Source organism: Maribellus mangrovi (assembly GCF_037646455.1).
GTDB lineage: Bacteria > Bacteroidota > Bacteroidia > Bacteroidales > Prolixibacteraceae > Draconibacterium > Draconibacterium mangrovi_A.
In genome coordinates this window covers 69,484-88,932 of record NZ_JBBIXN010000002.1, presented here as the reverse complement: position 1 = coordinate 88,932, position 19,449 = coordinate 69,484, and the positions used below count along the sequence as shown (strand labels likewise).

General features: G+C 41.0%; 17 protein-coding genes. 2 read left to right on the top strand and 15 right to left on the bottom strand.

Annotated elements, in window-relative coordinates; translation table 11 throughout:
- Positions 1–5: 5 nt before the first annotated feature.
- From WFY05_RS08405 to WFY05_RS08360, 10 genes are all read right to left on the bottom strand, one after another.
- A complete protein-coding gene (locus WFY05_RS08405; protein WP_340112358.1) occupies positions 6–479 on the bottom strand; it encodes a hypothetical protein in 474 nt (157 codons plus the stop codon).
- A gap of 141 nt (positions 480–620) precedes the next feature.
- Positions 621–1,460: a D-amino-acid transaminase gene (dat, locus tag WFY05_RS08400; protein WP_340112357.1), complete on the bottom strand. Its 840-nt coding sequence runs from the start codon at positions 1,458–1,460 to the stop codon at positions 621–623.
- Between the two features lie 88 nt (positions 1,461–1,548).
- Positions 1,549–1,743 carry a cold-shock protein gene (locus WFY05_RS08395; RefSeq protein ID WP_340112356.1) on the bottom strand — a complete coding sequence of 65 codons (195 nt, stop codon included), beginning with the start codon at positions 1,741–1,743 and terminating at the stop codon, positions 1,549–1,551.
- A 5-nt stretch (positions 1,744–1,748) separates the two neighbouring features.
- Positions 1,749–2,051, bottom strand: a complete 303-nt coding sequence (rbp, locus tag WFY05_RS08390; RefSeq protein ID WP_340112355.1) for an RNA-binding regulator — start codon at positions 2,049–2,051, stop codon at positions 1,749–1,751.
- Between the two features lie 317 nt (positions 2,052–2,368).
- Positions 2,369–3,082 carry a tRNA threonylcarbamoyladenosine dehydratase gene (locus tag WFY05_RS08385; protein WP_340112354.1) on the bottom strand — a complete coding sequence of 238 codons (714 nt, stop codon included), beginning with the start codon at positions 3,080–3,082 and terminating at the stop codon, positions 2,369–2,371.
- 25 nt (positions 3,083–3,107) lie between these two features.
- Entirely contained in the window at positions 3,108–3,794 is a 687-nt protein-coding gene (locus WFY05_RS08380) for a TatD family hydrolase (protein WP_340112353.1), read from the bottom strand.
- Positions 3,795–3,808: 14 nt separating this feature from the next.
- Entirely contained in the window at positions 3,809–4,456 is a 648-nt protein-coding gene (gene elbB, locus WFY05_RS08375) for an isoprenoid biosynthesis glyoxalase ElbB (RefSeq protein ID WP_340112352.1), read from the bottom strand.
- Between the two features lie 91 nt (positions 4,457–4,547).
- The gene (gene metA / locus WFY05_RS08370; protein WP_340112351.1) at positions 4,548–5,465 is read right to left on the bottom strand and encodes a homoserine O-acetyltransferase MetA; all 918 of its coding nucleotides are present in this window, start codon (positions 5,463–5,465) and stop codon (positions 4,548–4,550) included.
- 78 nt (positions 5,466–5,543) lie between these two features.
- Positions 5,544–6,848 (bottom strand): O-acetylhomoserine aminocarboxypropyltransferase/cysteine synthase family protein, encoded by a 1,305-nt coding sequence (locus WFY05_RS08365; protein WP_340112350.1) that lies wholly within the window; start codon positions 6,846–6,848, stop codon positions 5,544–5,546.
- A gap of 24 nt (positions 6,849–6,872) precedes the next feature.
- On the bottom strand, positions 6,873–8,192 hold the full coding sequence (locus tag WFY05_RS08360) for an ACT domain-containing protein (protein WP_340112349.1): 1,320 nt from the start codon (positions 8,190–8,192) through the stop codon (positions 6,873–6,875).
- A gap of 342 nt (positions 8,193–8,534) precedes the next feature.
- Between WFY05_RS08360 and WFY05_RS08355 the strand changes: the two genes are divergently transcribed.
- On the top strand, positions 8,535–9,029 hold the full coding sequence (locus WFY05_RS08355; protein ID WP_340112348.1) for a MarR family winged helix-turn-helix transcriptional regulator: 495 nt from the start codon (positions 8,535–8,537) through the stop codon (positions 9,027–9,029).
- 65 nt (positions 9,030–9,094) lie between these two features.
- Here the strand turns inward: WFY05_RS08355 and WFY05_RS08350 are convergent, their stop codons facing one another.
- Genes WFY05_RS08350 through WFY05_RS08340 form a run of 3 tightly spaced genes read right to left on the bottom strand, consistent with a single transcriptional unit; the run spans position 9,095 to position 12,968 of the window.
- Positions 9,095–9,757, bottom strand: a complete 663-nt coding sequence (locus WFY05_RS08350) for a uridine kinase family protein (protein WP_340112347.1) — start codon at positions 9,755–9,757, stop codon at positions 9,095–9,097.
- A gap of 16 nt (positions 9,758–9,773) precedes the next feature.
- A complete protein-coding gene (locus tag WFY05_RS08345) occupies positions 9,774–12,179 on the bottom strand; it encodes a glycoside hydrolase family 65 protein (RefSeq protein WP_340112346.1) in 2,406 nt (801 codons plus the stop codon).
- Between the two features lie 15 nt (positions 12,180–12,194).
- Positions 12,195–12,968 carry a beta-phosphoglucomutase family hydrolase gene (locus WFY05_RS08340; RefSeq protein WP_340112345.1) on the bottom strand — a complete coding sequence of 258 codons (774 nt, stop codon included), beginning with the start codon at positions 12,966–12,968 and terminating at the stop codon, positions 12,195–12,197.
- Between the two features lie 145 nt (positions 12,969–13,113).
- Here WFY05_RS08340 and WFY05_RS08335 point away from each other — a divergent pair, with 145 nt between their 5' ends.
- Positions 13,114–15,327 (top strand): bifunctional alpha,alpha-trehalose-phosphate synthase (UDP-forming)/trehalose-phosphatase, encoded by a 2,214-nt coding sequence (locus tag WFY05_RS08335; protein WP_340112344.1) that lies wholly within the window; start codon positions 13,114–13,116, stop codon positions 15,325–15,327.
- Between the two features lie 17 nt (positions 15,328–15,344).
- Here the strand turns inward: WFY05_RS08335 and WFY05_RS08330 are convergent, their stop codons facing one another.
- On the bottom strand, positions 15,345–17,153 hold the full coding sequence (locus tag WFY05_RS08330) for a glycoside hydrolase family 15 protein (RefSeq protein WP_340112342.1): 1,809 nt from the start codon (positions 17,151–17,153) through the stop codon (positions 15,345–15,347).
- Positions 17,154–17,208: 55 nt separating this feature from the next.
- On the bottom strand, positions 17,209–19,410 hold the full coding sequence (locus tag WFY05_RS08325) for a bifunctional alpha,alpha-trehalose-phosphate synthase (UDP-forming)/trehalose-phosphatase (protein WP_340112341.1): 2,202 nt from the start codon (positions 19,408–19,410) through the stop codon (positions 17,209–17,211).
- Between the last annotated feature and the right edge of the window lie 39 nt (positions 19,411–19,449).

Genomic DNA, 19,449 nt, shown 5'->3' with positions numbered 1-19,449 from the left:
CCTATTTATTTTTTAGGAACATGAAACTTTTTCTCCAAATGTGGTAAATCACTTTTAAAGAATTGCCCCCGCAAAGAATCCATTTGCTGCATCATTTTATCAACATCGAAAAATTCGTCTTTAAAACGATCATGAAAGTAATTATCAGCAAAGAAATCACGACGCAGCAATGAATCGTCCATCATCGGGTTCATAAAATTTTGTCCGAAAACATCGGGCATGCGATCGTTAAAATAACTCTCGAACGAATGCATTAAACTGTCAACGTTAACATTCACCGAATCTCCGGCCATGTTTGAATACGACCAGGTATAGGTCGAATCGTATTGAATTACATTTCCGTTCTCATTAACTTGTTTGTCTACCTTCCAACTCTCAACAGGTTTGTTTTCTTTGCTCTTTTCACTCTTATCAACACTTTGAGCATTGCAACCATATGTAAAAAGAGCAACTAGTAACGTAGCAAAGATCGTTTTCATTTTTCGTTCCTCCTTTTTAGTTAAACATTTTCGGTCACATTTTGAGCAAAACCTGTTCCAGAGCCGGGTTAACAACTCTTAAAATTCGGGGGATTTAGCAAAGTTTAACAGAAGAAGATTCTGTTAAGGGAAAATGGGATATCAGCGGGTAAGTTCGGTAAACAGTTGCTGGATATTCCGGGTGAGTTGTCCCGGTACTCCGTCTCCAATTGAGTGATCTTCGATTTGCACAACCGGCATTATTTCGCTGCCCGTTCCACAAATAAATACTTCGTCCATATCGAGTAATTCTTCCTTGGAGAACAAACGCTCTTCCACCGGAATTTGATGGGTAGCACCTAACTCCATTACAACTTTACGGGTTATGCCGGGTAAAATCAGGTTAGATAAGGGGCGGGTGATCAGTATGCCATTTTTTACGGCAATCAGGCTCGAATGTGTAGCTTCAGTAACAAAACCGTCGCGAATTAGAATACATTCTCCTGCGCCCTTTTCAACGGTTTCGTTATAAAGCATGGTGTTGGGCAGTAAGGAAATCGATTTGATGTCGCAACGTTGCCAGCGAATATCTTCACGCAAAATCGTTTTTATTCCCTTCTGTAGTTTTTCGGTTGCCGATGGCAGCGCCTGGGCAAAGGCATAAAGTGTAGGTTGAATGTCTTTCGGAAAATGGTGCACCCGTTGATGTACACCGCGTGTAATTTGCCAGTAAACACCGGCATCTTCATCGGCCAGTTTATTTCTTTTCAGCAGTTCGGCCGATATACTTTCAAGTTTGTCTATTCCTTCGAAGTGAATTCCAATTTCATTCAGGCTCCGCTTTAAACGTTCAATATGATCGTTCATACGAAAGGCTTTGCCCTTATAATATTTGGTTACTTCGTAAACACCGTCGGCAAAAATAAAACCCCTGTCGTTGGGCGACAGGCAAGCTTCATTCTCTTTAACGAAATTGTCATTCAGATAAACAACTCTAGTCATACTGTTAGCTTTATTCGGCACTCGAAAACAGAATTACTGACAGCAAAAGAAAAGGGACTCAAAAACTGAATCCCTTATATTCTTTCATTTATTTTGTCTCAACATCAAAAGCCACTGGGCCTTTTTCTCCGTCTTTGACTTCGAATACGACCGATTGGCCTGCTTCGAGTGAAAACACATCGTCTTTCACTCCTGTACGATGCACAAAGTAGTCCTTGTTGTCATCACCCTGGATGAAACCGTACCCTTTAACGCTATCGTACCATTTTACGGTACCTTCCATGATGATTAGTAACGAGGTCTGCGTTGGAAGCCACCACCGCCACGACGATCACCACCACGGTTGTTTTCGCGTGGTTTCGATTCGTTTACTTTGATGTTTCTTCCACCTACTTCTGCGTTGTTAAGTTCCTGAATGGCGTTGTTGGCATTGTCATCGTCTTCCATTTCAACGAAACCAAAACCTTTGCTTCTTCCAGTCATTCTGTCAGAAATGATTTTAGCTGAAGCAACTTCACCATACTCTTCAAAAATTTCTCTCAAATCTTCTTCACCCATGTTGAAGGGTAAATTTCCAATGTAAATGTTCATTTTGTTCTTTATAAAAAATTAATAATTGTCTTTTCATTGATGACCAGCAGTAAACCATTCAAAATGGATTACTCCAAGAGTTACTTAAATGCAGTATAAAATACGGTGATTGAAATAACGTGGAAATGCCCTAGAAAGATTAACTGTCCGGTATACAAAATTCAATAAAGAAAGACCAACTCGCTAATTACCAGACTACTAAGACCAAAAATATCTTCTAATATCCAAAAATTAACTTCTCAAAGGTAGTCTATTCTTTTTAATCACAAATATTTTTTGGAAGAATTATCACATCTGCCTGATTACCAATCGATATTTTATGTGGATAAAAGATCACGAATAACGATTCCGGCAATGTGGCAGCCAAACAATGGCGGCATGTAAGAAATGGTTCCAACTGTCGATTTTTTATTTTGTCCTTCCTCAAGTCTGACAGCACTTTCGTCAATTTTTTCCGATGAAAAAACCACCTTTACTTCCTTCTTTATTCCATAACGCGATAATCGCTTACGCATCATGCGGGCCAGTTTACAGTTGTACGATTTTGAAATATCGGCTGACTCAACTTTCGAAGTATCCATTTTACCTCCTGCACCCATCGAACTAACGATGTTTAAACCAAGCTGTTTAGCCTGGTACACCAAAAAAACTTTGGGCGACAGGGTGTCAATGGCATCCACCACATAATCAAAAGGCTGACTTGTAAGCAGTTCTTTGGTTTTCTCGTCGCGAATAAATTCATTTACTACTGTCAGTTCTACATCGGGATTAATGTCGCGAAAACGTTTCGCTAATATTTCGGCTTTGGGCTGTCCCGTTGTACTTTTCAAAGCAGGCAATTGCCGGTTGCGGTTACTGGTCTCCACAACGTCACCATCAACAATGGTCATCTTACCAATTCCGGCCCGGCATAATAGTTCGGCAGCATAAGCTCCTACTCCACCTAAACCTACAATCAAAACATTTGAAGTTCTCAGTTGCTGTATTTTTTCCGATCCTATTAGCAATTCAGTTCTCTCCAGCCACTCCATAAAAATCAGATTTGTTTAACAGAATTCAGGTCCGGTCTACCAATGTCCGTTCAATGCGATTAAAATTTTTCCAAACAACTTCTCTAAGTGCATCGGCCGAAAGCCCTCTTAATTCAGCTCCTCTTTTGTACACTACACTTACGTGTTCTTCCAATTCATCAGTCTCAAAAAAGATTTTATCCAACGGAAGCCATTTAAAGGTTTCAAGCACTTTTGCATTCTGATTAAACAATAAGCTTCCAAAAGAGAACAAGAATTTAAACTTTAACAGTTGTTCTGTAATTTCAAGCCCACCGGAATAAGAATGAAGGATCCATGGCATTGCAGGTTGCATTTTCCTTCTCAATTCGAAAACCTCGTTATAGGCTTTAACGCAGTGAATTAGCAAAGGATACTGGTATTCTTCAGCCATAAAAGCCTGTGCCTTGAATACGCGTTGTTGCTCAGCGAAGTTTGTTTCTGAACGTTTATCAAGGCCTGCTTCGCCCACAAATATCACATGATCGAATTCCAGGGCTTCTTCCACCATTTGAAGGGCTTCATTATTTTCTTCTTCAGTGCTAATGTGCCAGGGATGCAAACCAACGGAATAAAAATTTCTTCCTGAAAAAGGTGCAAAACCTTCACCCGGAAATATATTCTGAACGGTCACTGTATCTTTTGTGAAACGTGTTGAATGCGTGTGAATATCGATGTAGGGTACCGGTCTCATACTTTTATATCTCCCTAGGCAATTTCCAAGACTTTGGCAACGACATTATTTGCTCCATCCGCAATCTGGCCAATAGTGGCATCCAGCATGTAACACGGAGATGTAATAACTTTGTACTTTTCATCCACTACAATTTCGCCATGAGTGGTTTTTACATGCGAAGCTCCCAGCATTTCAATGACATCAGCGGTTCCCTGATCTTGTCCTATTGTAACCTTAACATCACCTAGAACTTTGGCAATCAGTGCCGGAGAGATACAAAGTGCTCCCACAGGTTTTTCGGCTACAACAGTTGAGCGGATCGCTTCTTCCACGTCCTTATTTACCGTGCAGTCGGGTCCGTCGAAGGCAAAGGTGCAAAGGTTTTTAGCCGCACCAAATCCTCCGGGGAAAACAATGGCATCGTAATCGGCTGCCTTGTATTCTGTCAAAGGCTTAATGTTTCCGCGGGCTATGCGGGCAGCTTCAACCAGCACATTGCGTTTCTCGTCCATTTCTTCACCGTTAAGGTGATTGACTACATGTGCCTGATTTACATCAGGGGCAAAACACTGATATTCCGCCCCCTGCTGGGCTATGGCTAACATGGTTAAAGTTGATTCGTGAATTTCGGCTCCATCGTAAACGCCGCATCCGGCTAATACTACTGCTATTTTCTTCATAGAAACTGAATTTTATTTTCTATCAAAATTACAGCTAAATACCGAGATTTTGAAATGATCTGCCGGTGCATTCTGGCATTCACAGAAACAACTAACTGATTTCTTCCAGGTTGTAAGGTGTTTCCTGGTAAACGTAATAGTTGAGCCAGTTGGAGAAAAACAAATTAGCTGTTGATTGCCAACTCATAATTGGTTTTTTCTCGGGATCGTTGTTCGGATAATAGTTTACCGGAATATCAATAGGAAGTTTTTTCTTTAAATCGCGATGGTACTCACCACCCAAAGTGTGGCGCGAATATTCGGCATGCCCGGTAATAAATAACTGACGACCATTTTTAGCTTTTACAATGGAAACACCGGCTTCATCGGATGATGAAATGATTTGTAATTCCTCCACCTTTTCAATATCAGATGCACGCACTTCGGTATGCCTTGAATGCGGTATGGAAAAAACATCGTCGAATCCCCTGAAAATGGGAAGATTCTCATCGACATGTCTATGCTTAAATACTCCGAATTTTTTTGATGGTAACGGATATTTCGGAACGCCGTAATAATGGTACATTCCGGCCTGTGCAGCCCAACAAATAAACAAAGTTGAAGTTACATGATGTTCGGCCCAATCCAGTATTTGTTTCATCTCGTCCCAGTATGTCACCTCTTCAAAAGGTAAGAGCTCGACCGGTGCACCGGTAATGATCATGCCATCGTATTTTTTATCGTTCAACTCATCAAAATTCCGGTAAAAAGCGCTCATGTGCGACGAAGGCGTATTTTTTGGCGTGTGTCCTTTTATCTTCATGAAATCAATTTCAATCTGCAAAGGCGAATTCGAAAGCAAACGCAGAAGATCGGTTTCAGTGGTGATCTTTAGCGGCATCAAATTAAGGATGATGATCTTTAGAGGACGGATATCCTGGTGCGATGCCCGTGATTCATCCATTACAAAAATATTCTCATCCTGTAGAATTTTTATTGCGGGTAATTTATCCGGAACATTTAGTGGCATGCTTTTCTGTTTTTAATTTGAATGAGTAGTGAGAACGAATTCCCACTACTCTATTTTCAACTCGCGATGTTATAAAAATTAACTTATTTGATCAAGAGCTTGTTCAAAATCGGCAATAATATCGTCGATATGCTCCAAACCGACACTTACCCTTAGCTGCGTTGGATAAACTCCTGCAGCTATCTGAGCTTCTTCGGGCAATTGCTGGTGCGTGGTTGCTGCCGGCTGAATGATCAGCGTTTTAGCATCGCCAACATTGGCCAGGTGACTCACGAGTTCCATTTTGTTTACAACCTGATTGGCCGTTTCCTTATCGCCTTTTACATTAAACGACAAAACACCGCCGGCACCTTTCGGTAAGTATTTTTTTGCATTCTCGTAAGAATGGTTTCCTTCCAGCCCCGGATAATTCACACTTTCAACCTTTGGATGTTTTAGCAACCACTTGGCCAGTGCAAGTGTATTTTCCACATGACGGTCCATGCGTAACGACAAGGTTTCAAGCCCCTGAATCAAAAGGAATGAATTAAACGGACTCAGTGCTGCCCCCCAGTCGCGTAATCCTTCAACACGTGCTTTAATTATAAAAGCGATGTTACCAAATGGACCGTCGAAATTAAACACATCCCAGTATTTCAGCCCATGATAACCTTCGGAAGGCTCAGTGAATCCGGGAAATTTACCATTGCCCCAATTGTAAGTTCCTGCATCAACGATTACACCGCCAATACTGGTTCCATGTCCGCCAATCCATTTGGTGGCCGACTCTACAACGATATCGGCTCCGTGTTCGATCGGACGGAACAAATAACCACCTCCGGCAAATGTATTGTCAACAATAAAAGGAATGTCGTACTTTTTGGCGATGGCTGCAATGGCATCAAAATCCGGAATAACATAACCCGGGTTTCCAATAGTCTCCAGGTAAATCGCTTTTGTTTTGTCATCGATCAGCGACTCAAAAGATTCAGGTGCAAGATCATTGGCAAAACGTGCCTCAACTCCCAGTCGTTTAAACGAAACCTTAAACTGGTTGTAAGAACCTCCGTATAAATATGGCGATGAAACAAAGTTATCACCAATATCCAGGATGTTATTCAGTGCCAGAAACTGGGCTGCGTGCCCCGAACTTACAGCGAGAGCTGCTGCCCCGCCTTCCAAAGCAGCAATGCGTTGCTCGAACACATCGCTTGTCGGATTCATGATGCGGGTATAAATATTCCCGAACTCTTTCAATGCAAACAAATTAGCTGCGTGTTCGGCATCGTTGAAAACATACGAGGTAGTTTGATAAATTGGAACTGCTCTCGAGTTGGTTGTTTGGTCGGGCTGATGCCCTGCGTGTAATTGAAGGGTTTCGAAACTTAACTTTTTTTCAGTCATTGCTATTTAATTTTGGGTTAGAAACTATTTAAAAAACGCCTTATAAATTTCCCTGACGCTTTTTTCTTTATCGGATTTACTTACTATGAGGTAACTCACCAGATCGGATGCACCGGAACCACTCAGCACCACATTAATTTTGTTATTGGCTACAGCAGTAAAAATCTTCGCCGAAACTCCATACGCATGTTGCATCCCGTGCCCCACTACCCCGATCAGCGAAATGTCTTTAATAACAGAAATATCAGTAACCGATGAAAACACGAGGTCGTGTATTAGCTTTATCGCCTTATCGCCATTCTCTTTGCTCAGGATAAAGTTGATGGAAGTTTGCGAGGTGATCACCGATTTGATGTTAAGTCCGGCTTCATTCAGCTGGTTGGTAACCCGCGCTAAAATTCCCGGTTTTAAACCAACTCCCGGCCCATCGAGTTTCAGCAAAGAAATATCGTCGGTGCAAGCCACACTTTTTACGATTTGTTCTTCAACAAAAGTCTCAGTATTGATAGTGGTTTCAATCGTTCCGGCGCCTGATTCAGAATTAAGAATAACGATCGGGATGTGCTCGTGTTCGAGCGGTTCCACAGTTCTTGGGTGGAATGAATAATGATCGAAATAAGCCAGCTCACTCGCTTCTTCGTATGTCAATCGTTGCAGCTTTGGAAGATCACTGATTATCGCAGGATCAGCCCGCAGGAAATCGTGATCGAGATCCCAGAGTTCCAGTTTTTCTGCACCAAGTTCGCGGGTTAGAAATGCTGCGGAATAATCGGCAGCCAATCTTCCCGATCTTGAGATTTTACCGGCTTCGGTAATTCCATATGTTCCCGGAACAATGTAGGTTCCGACGGCCAGATCGTTTATGGTTGAATGATCTATTCCGATCAATGTTGCATTGCCAAAATCGCCGGTTGCCATTAGTCTAAAATCCTCAGGCAGCAAAACCTTTGCCTTCTGCCATCTGGCTTTTAAAAGCTCAACTGACAAACGTTCAGCATAGGTTAAAACCTGATCTTTCAGTGCGGTGGAATAATCGCCGATCAGTGCAATGCCTCTTAATAAATTGGCGGTTTGGTCAGCCAGTTCGAGGTATTCGGGAGTAATATCACAATCAAGATAGTTTTTATATACTTCAATCAGCTGTTCCTTTATATCTGCATTCTCAATGCGCTTATCCAATACAGTTGACAGATGTACTTCCAAAATATTGATCAGTTGTGGCACGGCTGAAAGCACCACGAAATTACGCCCATTCTTATTAGCGCTTAAATATTCTGTTAAATTGATAAGTGAAGTTTTGTCGCCGATGTGACTACCTCCCACTCGAATAACTTTATCCGACATGAATTAATTTTAATTAAATTGATTTTGATTTGTATGCGCGAAATATGAATGCCTTCAGGTCAATGAAACAATCGACTGAAGGCTATCGCATAGACATAAACATCGACGACATAAATACAGTTACACAGCTCATTCGGGCTGAACACAAACTTGTATTTTCTGTAACTAAATTCATTCTTGTCGTTTTTGATTGCTTCAAATATAAGTTGATTTTTTAAAACGACAAGCTTATTTGGAATGATTTTAGATAAAATTTACATTGATTTTTTTTTCATTGCGTCTCAGCCTTTCTTCTTTTTTTATGTTTTCGGAAAATTTGAAAACATTTGTATTTTTGTTTTCATGGATAACACTGATATTCTGATTAAAATCCGCAAGATTGTTCGCTCCATCGATATTGAGTCGAAAAAGATTCAAAAGGAACACGGGGTGAGCATTCCTCAGGTACTGTGCCTGAATTACCTGCTCAATACTCAGAATTATCAGGCTACTCAGGGAGAAATCCGAAAATTTTTGAACCTGAATCCCAGTACCGTAAGTGGTATTATCAATCGCCTGGAGAAAAAAGGTTACCTCGCTCGGCTTCCAAAATCGGGTGATAAAAGGGTGGTGAACATCGCGCTTACCTCTGCCGGCGACAAACTCATAAAATCGATTCCCTCGTTATTACATGTTCAGTTATCCGAAAAGCTGAAAAAGCTAAATGACGAAGAACTGGCCAAGGTAATTGAAGGTTTGAATACGCTGGTACGTATTCTTGAGATCGAGGAAGTTGAAGCTTCGCCAATGATTACCATGGAAGCTGGTCTGGAAGAATTTGAGGAAAATAACGAGTGAAATTCTGAATACTACTCTTCAGAGGAAAATGTAAACTTACTGTTAATTAATGACTCGTTGACACTTTAGGATGCATCGACTTTTGCTTCATTTACAACATAATCTTTATCGATAACAAGGTCGGCATAAGGTTTTAGGGCCAGCATGTGCTGATGTTCCATTTCCAACACCTGGAAGCGGAAATCATCGATGTCTTCTTTTCCGCGGGATCCCTGGTTAACTTTGGTCTCGAGGTATGTTAAATCGATGTATACCCGTAAATCAACCTCTTTAATTTTGATGGCATAAAGTCCATCAACTACCAAAATATCGATATCGCCAAAATTGGTGATTAACTTATCGATTTGTTTCGATACCACATCGATGCAAGGCATTAAAGCTTCACGTCCTTCTTTAAATTCTTTGATGTTACGTTTCAGCAGCGCCCAGTCGTATTCTTTTACACCTACTCTGCTTATGCCTTTCTGCTTACGCCATTCGTTTCGTAAGTTTGGCGGAACCTTATAATAATTATCAGTATGAAGTATTTTTACCCGTTGCCCTTGTTTTTTCAGTAATAATGCCAACGAATGTGAAAGCTCTGATTTTCCTGCACCGGATTCACCTGAAATAGCGACGATAAATCGATAACCTTTCTTTTTTGTCCGTAATTTTTCCTGTAAGTGACTGTAAATCGACAATGCAGCACTTTTATGTTTCTCGTTTATTAATAAAACATCACCAAGCATCAGCTAAATCCTTTTCTTAATAATTAATTACTTCCTTTTTATTGGCTTGCAAAAATATTGCTTTATCCATAAAATTAAAGTGAATTTGGTCAGAATTTTCACTTTTTACTTCAATAGCCATTTCGTCTCTATTTAAATCAATGAAGTACTGATTTTGTTTAAACCAAAAGCTAAATTTGAGTTTTTCCCAGTTGGAGGGTAAGGATGGATTAATTTCGAGAATTTCTTTTTTGAAGTTAATTCCGGCAAAAGTTTTCATCACCATCAGAACGGTAGCTCCCATAACCCCGGCATGAATACCTTCGGCAGTTGTACCTCCCTGAATGTCGTTAAAATCGCTCTGGAGCGCCTCAAAATACAACTGGTCGCCATCTTCTTTAATTCCACATTTATTGGCCAGGTAGGCATGCACTACCCTGCTTAAAGTTGACCCGTGCGAAGTTCGATGTAGGTAATATTCGTAATTCCGGCTGAGGTAATCTTCAGGCAAACGATGTCCCGATTTCTCGATTATTTCTTTAACATCTTCTTTATCGATCGTGTAGAAAGTCATCAGTGTATCGGCCTGTTTTGCGAGTTTAAAATCATCGGGCGATTCGCCTTCGGCTTTCAGAATGCGATCGAGACGGTAAATGTTTTTATACTTTTTACGATACGCTTCCCAGTCCAGCTCCTTTAGTTTAAAATAACCGTCGAACTGTTCTATTATGCCTTGGTCCGAAACCGGAATGTGCAAATTCTCTTCTATAGTATTCCAATGCTCCAGTTCCTCTTTTTCGAAATTTATGGATGCAAAAATTGATTGCTGTGCATCTTGCGGCAATTTATTCAAAATTTCGCGCGACTTTTCGAAAAGCCAGGCCACCATAATGTTGGTGTAGGCGTTATCGGTTAATCCACCTCCCTTTGTATTCGGATTGGTTTCGTGAAATTCGTCGGGTCCCATTACATTGGCAATGCTGAAGCTGTTGTTATTATTCTTTTTGGCTTTACTGGCCCAAAACCTGCAAATCTCGAGGAACATTTCAGTTCCGTATTTCTCCATGAATTCGGTATCGCCGGTAACATTAAAATAGTACCAAACATTGTAAGCGATGGCAATAGAAACATGCCGCTGCAACGAACTGTAGTCGTCGCCCCATTCTCCCGAAACCGGATTCAGGTGGATAACCTGTGTTTCTTCACGCCCGTCGCTTCCGCTCTGCCAGGGAAACATGGCTCCCGAGTAACCGTGTTGTTTTGCATAATTGCGTGCTTCGTCCAGCCGGCGATAGCGATACATTAATACCGACTTTGCCACATCGGGCAGCAAGAGATCGTAAACCGGAAGTATGTACAACTCATCCCAAAAAATATGCCCGCGATAGGCTTCGCCGTGCAGTCCGCGCGCAGCAATACCGGCGTCAATCGTTTTGTTGTTGGGCGAAGAAGCCACCATCAGGTGGAAAAGGTGCAAACGAATAAGCATCTGTGATTTCGGATCGCCTTCGATTACGATATCAATCTTTTCCCATAATTCTTTCCATGCTGCCTCGCTTTCTTTAAAAACTTTCGAATAAGAAGCGGCAGTTTGCAGCGTGTTAAGACTGCGACCCAGAGCATCTTCAACATCATCTTTTTTCGATGTATAAACCGAAACTATTTTTTCAATTTTAATTTCTTCGTTCTCTTGGAGCTCACAGTCAAATTCGGTGAACAGTTTACCAGATTCTGTACTCGATTTTAAGCCGGATAATTTTTCACCTTTGCATTCAACTGAGTGTTTTACAGCTTCTGCAATCTCTATTTTCGATTCAGAAGTGCGCACTTTTAACCAACCACCATCCTCGGCTGTTTGCTGGTCTACCGGTTCGAGATGATTTTGATTGAGATCGCGGTATCGTGTAACCCCGTCATTAATGATCTGGCCGTCGAGTGCCGAATAAAACGAAATCTTACCGGAATAGTTAAGTGGCTTCAAACGGTATTCCATTGCCATAAGGTGCGGATTGTGCATGCTTGCAAACCGTGTGCTGTTTATGGCTGTTCGTCTGCCTTTTTCGTCTTCCACAACCAATTCTTTATGCAGCTGACCACTACTAAAGTCGAGTTTCCTTTTTATGGAAATAATGTCGCACTTATTTACATCGAACCATTGGTCTTCATCGATTTTAAAAGTCAGGAACAACCAGTTTGGTATGTTCACAAAATCTTCGTTCTCGATGTCTTTATCGGCAATTTTCGATGTTAACCGGTTGTATAAACCGGCAATATAAGTTCCAGGATAGTTGGTATCGGAAGCTTTTGTTTCTTCAAGTGTTCCACGAGACCCCAGGTAACCGTTTCCGATGGTTAACAGTGATTCACGCGATTTCTCTTTTTTAGGATCATAATCGCTGTATTCCAGCGACCAGTTGTTAAACGTGTCCGTTTCTTCGGGCATAAAATTATCTAATTTCTATTTACTGAATTCCTTAAATACTTTATTTAAACCTTCGATTCCACCAATCTCCTCCAAATCTTCCACAACAATATGGGCTCCGGCTTCTTTCAACTCTTTCACGTTATTTTCGCGCGCAATACCAATGGTTAATCCGAATTTTCCCTTAACGCCAGCTTGTACACCAGACACAGCATCTTCAACTACAATCGATTTGCTGTATGTTTTTTTAACCATATCGCAGGCTGTAGTAAAAATGTCGGGTTCGGGCTTTCCGTGCAAATTAAGTTCTGCTGATACGACACCGTCTACACGGGCATCAAAAACATCGAGCAGATTGACACGTTCCAAAACCGGTTTGCAGTTTTTACTCGATGATGCAACTCCAAGTTTAATTCCTGCCTTCTTGAGTTCATCGATCAATGCTGCTGTCGACGGGTATACTTCAGCACCTTCTTCCTCGAGAACTTGGTTGAACGCAATATTTTTTCGGTTTCCCAATCCACATACCGTTTCCTTGTCGGGATTATCCGAAGGATCGCCAAATGGGATGTCGATACCACGCGATTCAAGAAAAGATGCAACACCTTTGTATCTGGGTTTTCCGTCAACGTATGGCAGGTAATCTCCTTCGTGCGTGAATTCAACAAATTTTTCACTGTGTTCTTTTTCCCTTTTTTTCAGGTACTCATCAAACATTTTCTTCCAGGCAGCCGCATGGGTGAGCGCAGTTTTTGTTATCACTCCATCCATGTCGAAGATTACTGCCTCAAAACTCAGGTTTTTATTCATTTTCTAATTTATTTCTAACAACAACAAATCGTTACATGTGTTTAAACTCTTCCGTAATAACTTCATTTATTTGAAGTGTTTCAAAATAAACGGTATATTCGTTCGTAAACAAACTATTCAAGCTCAAATTCATAAAAAAGATACAATGAAACGTTTATTCATGATTTCAAACAGGTTGCCGTTCGAAGTAAACAATAACAATGGAGACAAAGAACTGATTCCATTTGGCGATGTATTTGATTCAGGACTACGTAACTTCTACAATTCTTTTGATATAAAATGGGTTGGCCGCGCCGGTATAAACATCGACCAGATAAACGAATCGGAAAAACAGTTTATCGACAATAAATTCAGATCGGAAAACTGCATTCCCATTTATTTGGATCAGCAACTGAACAGTGAGTTTATCGAAGGATTTTGCGACAATACAATTTGGCCGGTTTTTAATTATTTTATTGAAACATCTCGCTACAATCCCGATTTTTGGGAATCGTACAAAGTAGTGAACCAGATTTATGCCGATGCAATTTTAAAGTACATTAACGAAGACGATATTATTTGGGTGCACGATTATCATTTAATGCTTTTGCCCAAATTAATCAGGGAAAAAAAGCCCAACGTTTCGATCGGTTATTTTCAACACATCCCGTTTCCATCGTTTGAAGTTTTTAGGCTTTTACCCTGGCGGATGGAATTACTGGAAGGAATGCTGGAAGCTGATCTTGTTGGGTTTCATACCTACGATTACCAGCGCCACTTTATGAGCTGTGTAAGGCGGTTGCTCGGTCTCGAAACTTTTTTTAACCGCATACGGCTCGACGAGCGAGTGGTAAAAGTTGATGCCTTTCCGAAAGGCGTTGATTTTGATTTTTTCAACAATACAGCGCAGGAACTTGCAACAAATAAAAAAGCTAAGCATTCGGCCATTAGGGAGGAATTGCAGGAGTTTTTAAAAAGAGACAAAGAGCGAAAAATCATATTGTCGATTGATCGTCTGGACTATACCAAGGGAATTCCGGACAGGATAAAAGCGTTTGAATTATTCCTAAAGAAGTACCCGCAATACAGAGAGAAAGTCAGCCTATTTTTATTTGTAAAACCATCGCGCGAGAATGTACTCGACTACCGCGAACTAAAGAAACAAATGGACGAACTGGTCGGCCGAATAAACGGCATGTACGGCTCAATTAGCTGGATGCCTATCTGGTATTTTTACCGGGCTACCGACCGTATGGAAGCGCTTGAATTGTATACCAGCGCCGATATTGCTTTAATAACACCTACACGCGACGGCATGAATTTGCCGGCCAAAGAATATGTGGCCAGCAGGTACGACAAAACCGGTGTTTTGATTTTGAGCGAGATGGCAGGTGCCGCCAAAGAGCTGGGCGAGTCGATTATTGTAAACCCGAACAGTCGGGTTGACGTTGCTGAAGCCATTTACCAGGCTTTAAATATGAGCAAGACGGAGCAGGTCAAACGCAATTCGGCACTTCAGAAAAGGCTGAAAATATACAACGAAGAACGATGGGCCAACGATTTTATCAACAGCCTGGAAGGTGTGAAAAAACTCCAGGAATCGAATTATACCCGGAAGGTTACCAATCAGTTTATTAAAAAGCTGGTTGAAAAATACAAAAACAGTAAAAAGCGTATCATTTTTCTCGATTACGACGGTACACTAACCGGATTCCATAACGATCCACAAAAAGCCATGCCCGACGATGAACTGTATGGAATTATGGAAAGACTGACGTCGAACAAAAACAATACGATTGTTGTAATCAGTGGTCGAGACAAAGAGACACTATCAAAATGGTTTAAGAAATACTACGACAACCTTGCTTTTATTGCCGAACATGGTGTATGGAACAAGAATCCCGGATCGGAGTGGACCATGAGCAACCAGATCGATAAAGAATGGATGGATATTATTGAACCGGTACTTCAAAATTTTGTCGATCGCACTCCCCGATCATTCATCGAATATAAAAACTATTCGTTGGTGTGGCACTACCGACATGCCGACCCCGACATGGGACAACAAAGAGCATGGGAGCTGAAGGATGACCTGAAAAATTACATTGCCAACCTTAATCTGGAAATCATGGATGGCGACATGGTAATTGAAATTAAAAATGCAGGCATCAACAAAGGAATGGCGGCATTAAATAAAATTGGTAAAGAAGATTTCGATTTTGTACTCGCCCTGGGCGATGACTGGACGGACGAATACACATTTAATGCTATGCCCGACTCGGCATACACCATAAAAGTAGGCACAAAAACCACTGCTGCCCAATATTACGTAAACGATGTAAAAAGTGTTCGTAGTTTATTAAAACAACTCGAAAGTTAGGAACCGGGATAAATTTTTTAATGTAGTATCGTTCCCAGAATTTCTTCGTTTTCGGTTAGTTTACCGTCCGAAAGGTTGATGGCTGTTTCAATTAAAGCCAGATGCGAGTACGCCTGAGGAAAATTTCCCAGGAGTTCCTTAGTTTCAAAGTCAAGATCCTCGCTGAATAACCCCACATGGTTACTGTATTTCAACAGTTGATCGAACATCCGTTTGGCTTTGTCGTGTTCACCAATCGAATTTAAGGCATTGATAAACCAAAATGTACAAATAGTGAAAGACGATGAAGGCTGCCCAAAATCATCTTCATTTTTATACCGGTACAACAATCCGTTAAAGCACAGTTCCTTTTCGGTTTGTTTAACCGTTTCAACATATCGTTCGTCCTTTGCGTCAATAAATCCAAAGGATGCCATTAATAAGTTGGCAGCATCCATATGATCGGTTCCATAAGCTTGCGTGAATGCCTTTTTCTTTTCATTCCAGGCATTTGTAAGAATGTTGTCTTTTATTTCATCGGCTAATTTTTGCCAGTCGGCAAGGTATTTCTGTTTATGAATGTTTTTGGCAATTTTAATGGCGCGATCAATTGCAACCCAACACAATACTTTCGAGAACGTAAAATGCTTTTCTTCTGTTCTGATCTCCCAAATCCCCTTATCGGGCTTTTGCCAGTTGTTTTCCACAATGCGCACAATGCTTCTTACAATGGTCCACAAAGCTTCACTGTTTTCGAGCGAGATTTTAAAGCGTACAAATTGCTGATAAATCACATCAACCAAAACGCCGTAAATATCGTTTTGCTTTTGCAAATACGCGGCATTTCCAATCCGTACGGGAGCTGAATTTTTATAACCTTTTAAATGAATTAGTTCTTCTTCCTGTAACTGCTTTTCACGGTTAATGCCGTACATGATCTGTATTTTTTCATCTTTATCTGGTATAATGTCGATAATAAACTTCATGAAACGCTTCACCGTGTTCAAGTGTCCCAGCTTCGAAATCACATGAATGGCCATTGAGGCATCGCGAATCCAGCAGAAACGGTAATCCCAGTTACGCTCTTCGCCAAGCGATTCAGGCAGCGATGTGGTTGCAGCTGCCAAAAATGCACCGGTTTTATCGTAGCTTAAAAGCTTCAACACCAGGGCGCTTCTTTTTATTTCATCGTTGTACATGGCAAAAGAAGTGAGTTCATTGGACCAGTCTAGCCAATAAACTTCGGTTTTCTGAAGTTTCAGGTATTGCCTGTCAAGCGACTGATTAAGGATTTTCTCATCGTAGGAAAGTAACAGATAAGCATTTCCCTTGAGTTGAATCGGTTTTTGCTCGATGATGTCCTTGAAGTCCAGATCCGAGTACAGGTATATTGAATCGTAATCGCCTTCGGTAGTAAAACTTTTTATGTATTCACCCTCGTCAACAATTGTTGTTTCATGCTTGGCGTATTCCAGTTTGGGTTGAAAGAATACCGTGAAAGTCGGACTACCGGAAATAAGCCTGATGTAACGTATTATTTCTGAAGGATTGAAATAGGTGTTGTCGTCGATTTTGAAGCGAGGCATAAAGTCGATTACCTCGAAACAGTCGTTAGCGCTTTTGAATACTGTTGAAACGATATTGGTGTTCCGTACATATTTCTGGGTGATTTTATAGCTCTCATCAGTTCGAATATCGAAACTGCCGCCTATTTCATCGTCGAGCAGTTTTGCAAATACCGATGGCGAATTAAAATCGGGAATACATAACCAATCGATCGAACCTTTTTCAGAAATCAACGCTGCCGTTTTACAATTTCCTATAACTGCATAATTTAAATTATCCATTTAAACATTCTTTATGGATTTATTTTCAGGGATCATTAATGTCTCTTCCTGACGTTTATTTTAATAGCTCCTTTAAAAAGTTACGAACCTCCTTATAGTTAGAAACATAATAATCGGCTGTGGAATTTTCAGAGCCAACCTTTACGGCATAAGAATCTTTCGGAAGTGCTTTAAACATCAACTCATCGGTTGTGCCGTCTCCAAAAGCAAGAATGAAATCTGCCGATTTACCATCAAGGAAATCTACTGCTGCTGTTCCTTTGTTTATACCGCTGGCTTTAATTTCAATTAGTTTTTTTCCCTCAATTATTTCAACCTCCTGGTTAAGAATTAAGTTCGATAAGGTATCGGTTAGTTCCAGCGCTCTTAATACCCCCAGTTCAATATCGGCTTTTCGGTAGTGCCATACCAGCGAATAATCCTTTTCCTCTATTAAACTTCCTGGTGTACTATCGACGAACGATTCGAGAATAGGATGTATCTTTTCTTTCCAATCCGAATCCACTGTCTTTTTATCTTCCCATTTCTCACCGGTTTGTCGCACCCAGGCGCCATGTTCGGCAATGAGGTCGAAATTTTTATCGCCAAACCAGGCTTCAAGCGTATGCCGGTCGCGCCCGCTGATTAAAACCAAACTGGTGTTCTCCAACAAAACAATCTGGTCGAGTAGTTTGTACAATTCATTATCCGGAATTGCAGCCTGAGGTTTGTCGAAATATCGCTGTATCGTGCCATCGTAATCCAAAAACAACACTTTCGATTTTGCTCCCCTAAATTCGCTTAAGATCTTCTTACGCAGACTTGCCGATATTTTTCGTGCCTGGAAATCGGATTGCTTGGCAATGGTTGAATCGAGCGCTTTCATAAATTCCGACGCCCATTTATGTATATCATAACGCTTAATCCGACGTTGCATAGCCCGCATTCGTTTAATACGGTCTTCATCCGGCATGGTGAGTGCTTCATAAATGGCTTCAGCCGTATCGGCATAATCATTCGGATTAACCGATATTGCTTCTCCAAGCTCTTTTGCGGCCCCTGCCATCTCGCTCAAAACAAGCATCCCTTTTTGGTTGACCTTGGCAGCGATATATTCTTTGGCCACCAGGTTCATTCCATCTCTTAAAGGTGTTAATAATGCTACATCTGCCGAACTGTAAAGTTCAATAAGATTCTCGAAAGGCATAGAACGGTAAAAATAGATTACAGGCGTCCAGTTTAGTGTTCCAAACTCTCCGTTTATATTTCCAACCAGAATATCAACTTCATTCTTCAGGTTCTGGTATTGCTCTACATCGGTTCTTGAGGGAACAGTCAGCATAATCAGCGAGACTTTTTCCAGAAATTCGGGATGTGTTTTTAAGAACCGTCGATATGATTTCAGACGATGTGGAATACCTTTGGTATAATCCAACCTGTCGATTGACAGGATCAGTTTCCTGTCGGGTATACTCATCAAGAAGCGATCGATATCCTGATGCACTTTGGAGCGCTCCTGAATGGATTTGCTTTGCACTTCGTTAGCCAGATTTTCAAATTTCTTGTAGTCAATTCCCATCGGAAATACATCGATAAAAACCTGCCGGTTTTCGAGCTTAATCTGGTTGAATTCCACATCGTAACCAAGCAGACGTTTTACCGAACTTATAAAGTGACGGGCATAATCGTAGGTATGAAATCCGATTAAATCGGCCCCCAACAAACCGGAAATAATATCCTGGCGTTTGGGCAATGTTCTGATGATCTCGTACGACGGGAAAGGAATGTGAAGGAAAAAACCGATTTTAAGATCGGGGCGTCGCTGGCGCAGAATATTAGGAACCAGTAATAACTGATAATCGTGCACCCACACCTTGTCGTTTTTCTGGGCGTTTTCAATAATCGCTTCAGCAAACATTTCGTTTACTTGTAAATATGCTTCCCAATACCTGGCCTTGAACTTGGTAAACTCGGTAAAATAATGAAATAAGGGCCACAATGTTGCATTGCTAAAACCACCGTAATACTTCGAAATAAGATCTTCGGAAAGAAAAACCGGTAAACACTGTTCAGTTTTTAACAGTTTGGTAACAGTCTTTTCTTCTTCTTTATTCTGCGGAATAACCCCGGGCCAACCAATCCAAACACTGTCACTTCCTTTGTGATATGATTTTAGCCCGGTTGCTAATCCGCCGGCACTGGGCGTTATCAGCATTTCTTCTCCGTTCTTTTCAATTTTAACCGGCAAGCGGTTGGATGCAATTATTAATCGTCCCATTTTCTTTATTTCTGTAGAAATTATTATTATGACAAAGAT

What these genes read in the sequence shown, in the direction of transcription:
- WFY05_RS08405 (WP_340112358.1), bottom strand. Translation starts at nt 479, where the DNA reads ATGAAAACGATCTTTGCTACGTTACTAGTTGCTCTTTTTACATATGGT.
- dat (WP_340112357.1), bottom strand. Translation starts at nt 1,460, where the DNA reads ATGACTAGAGTTGTTTATCTGAATGACAATTTCGTTAAAGAGAATGAA.
- WFY05_RS08395 (WP_340112356.1), bottom strand. Translation starts at nt 1,743, where the DNA reads ATGGAAGGTACCGTAAAATGGTACGATAGCGTTAAAGGGTACGGTTTC.
- rbp (WP_340112355.1), bottom strand. Translation starts at nt 2,051, where the DNA reads ATGAACATTTACATTGGAAATTTACCCTTCAACATGGGTGAAGAAGAT.
- WFY05_RS08385 (WP_340112354.1), bottom strand. Translation starts at nt 3,082, where the DNA reads ATGGAGTGGCTGGAGAGAACTGAATTGCTAATAGGATCGGAAAAAATA.
- WFY05_RS08380 (WP_340112353.1), bottom strand. Translation starts at nt 3,794, where the DNA reads ATGAGACCGGTACCCTACATCGATATTCACACGCATTCAACACGTTTC.
- elbB (WP_340112352.1), bottom strand. Translation starts at nt 4,456, where the DNA reads ATGAAGAAAATAGCAGTAGTATTAGCCGGATGCGGCGTTTACGATGGA.
- metA (WP_340112351.1), bottom strand. Translation starts at nt 5,465, where the DNA reads ATGCCACTAAATGTTCCGGATAAATTACCCGCAATAAAAATTCTACAG.
- WFY05_RS08365 (WP_340112350.1), bottom strand. Translation starts at nt 6,848, where the DNA reads ATGACTGAAAAAAAGTTAAGTTTCGAAACCCTTCAATTACACGCAGGG.
- WFY05_RS08360 (WP_340112349.1), bottom strand. Translation starts at nt 8,192, where the DNA reads ATGTCGGATAAAGTTATTCGAGTGGGAGGTAGTCACATCGGCGACAAA.
- WFY05_RS08355 (WP_340112348.1), top strand. Translation starts at nt 8,535, where the DNA reads ATGGATAACACTGATATTCTGATTAAAATCCGCAAGATTGTTCGCTCC.
- WFY05_RS08350 (WP_340112347.1), bottom strand. Translation starts at nt 9,757, where the DNA reads ATGCTTGGTGATGTTTTATTAATAAACGAGAAACATAAAAGTGCTGCA.
- WFY05_RS08345 (WP_340112346.1), bottom strand. Translation starts at nt 12,179, where the DNA reads ATGCCCGAAGAAACGGACACGTTTAACAACTGGTCGCTGGAATACAGC.
- WFY05_RS08340 (WP_340112345.1), bottom strand. Translation starts at nt 12,968, where the DNA reads ATGAATAAAAACCTGAGTTTTGAGGCAGTAATCTTCGACATGGATGGA.
- WFY05_RS08335 (WP_340112344.1), top strand. Translation starts at nt 13,114, where the DNA reads ATGAAACGTTTATTCATGATTTCAAACAGGTTGCCGTTCGAAGTAAAC.
- WFY05_RS08330 (WP_340112342.1), bottom strand. Translation starts at nt 17,153, where the DNA reads ATGGATAATTTAAATTATGCAGTTATAGGAAATTGTAAAACGGCAGCG.
- WFY05_RS08325 (WP_340112341.1), bottom strand. Translation starts at nt 19,410, where the DNA reads ATGGGACGATTAATAATTGCATCCAACCGCTTGCCGGTTAAAATTGAA.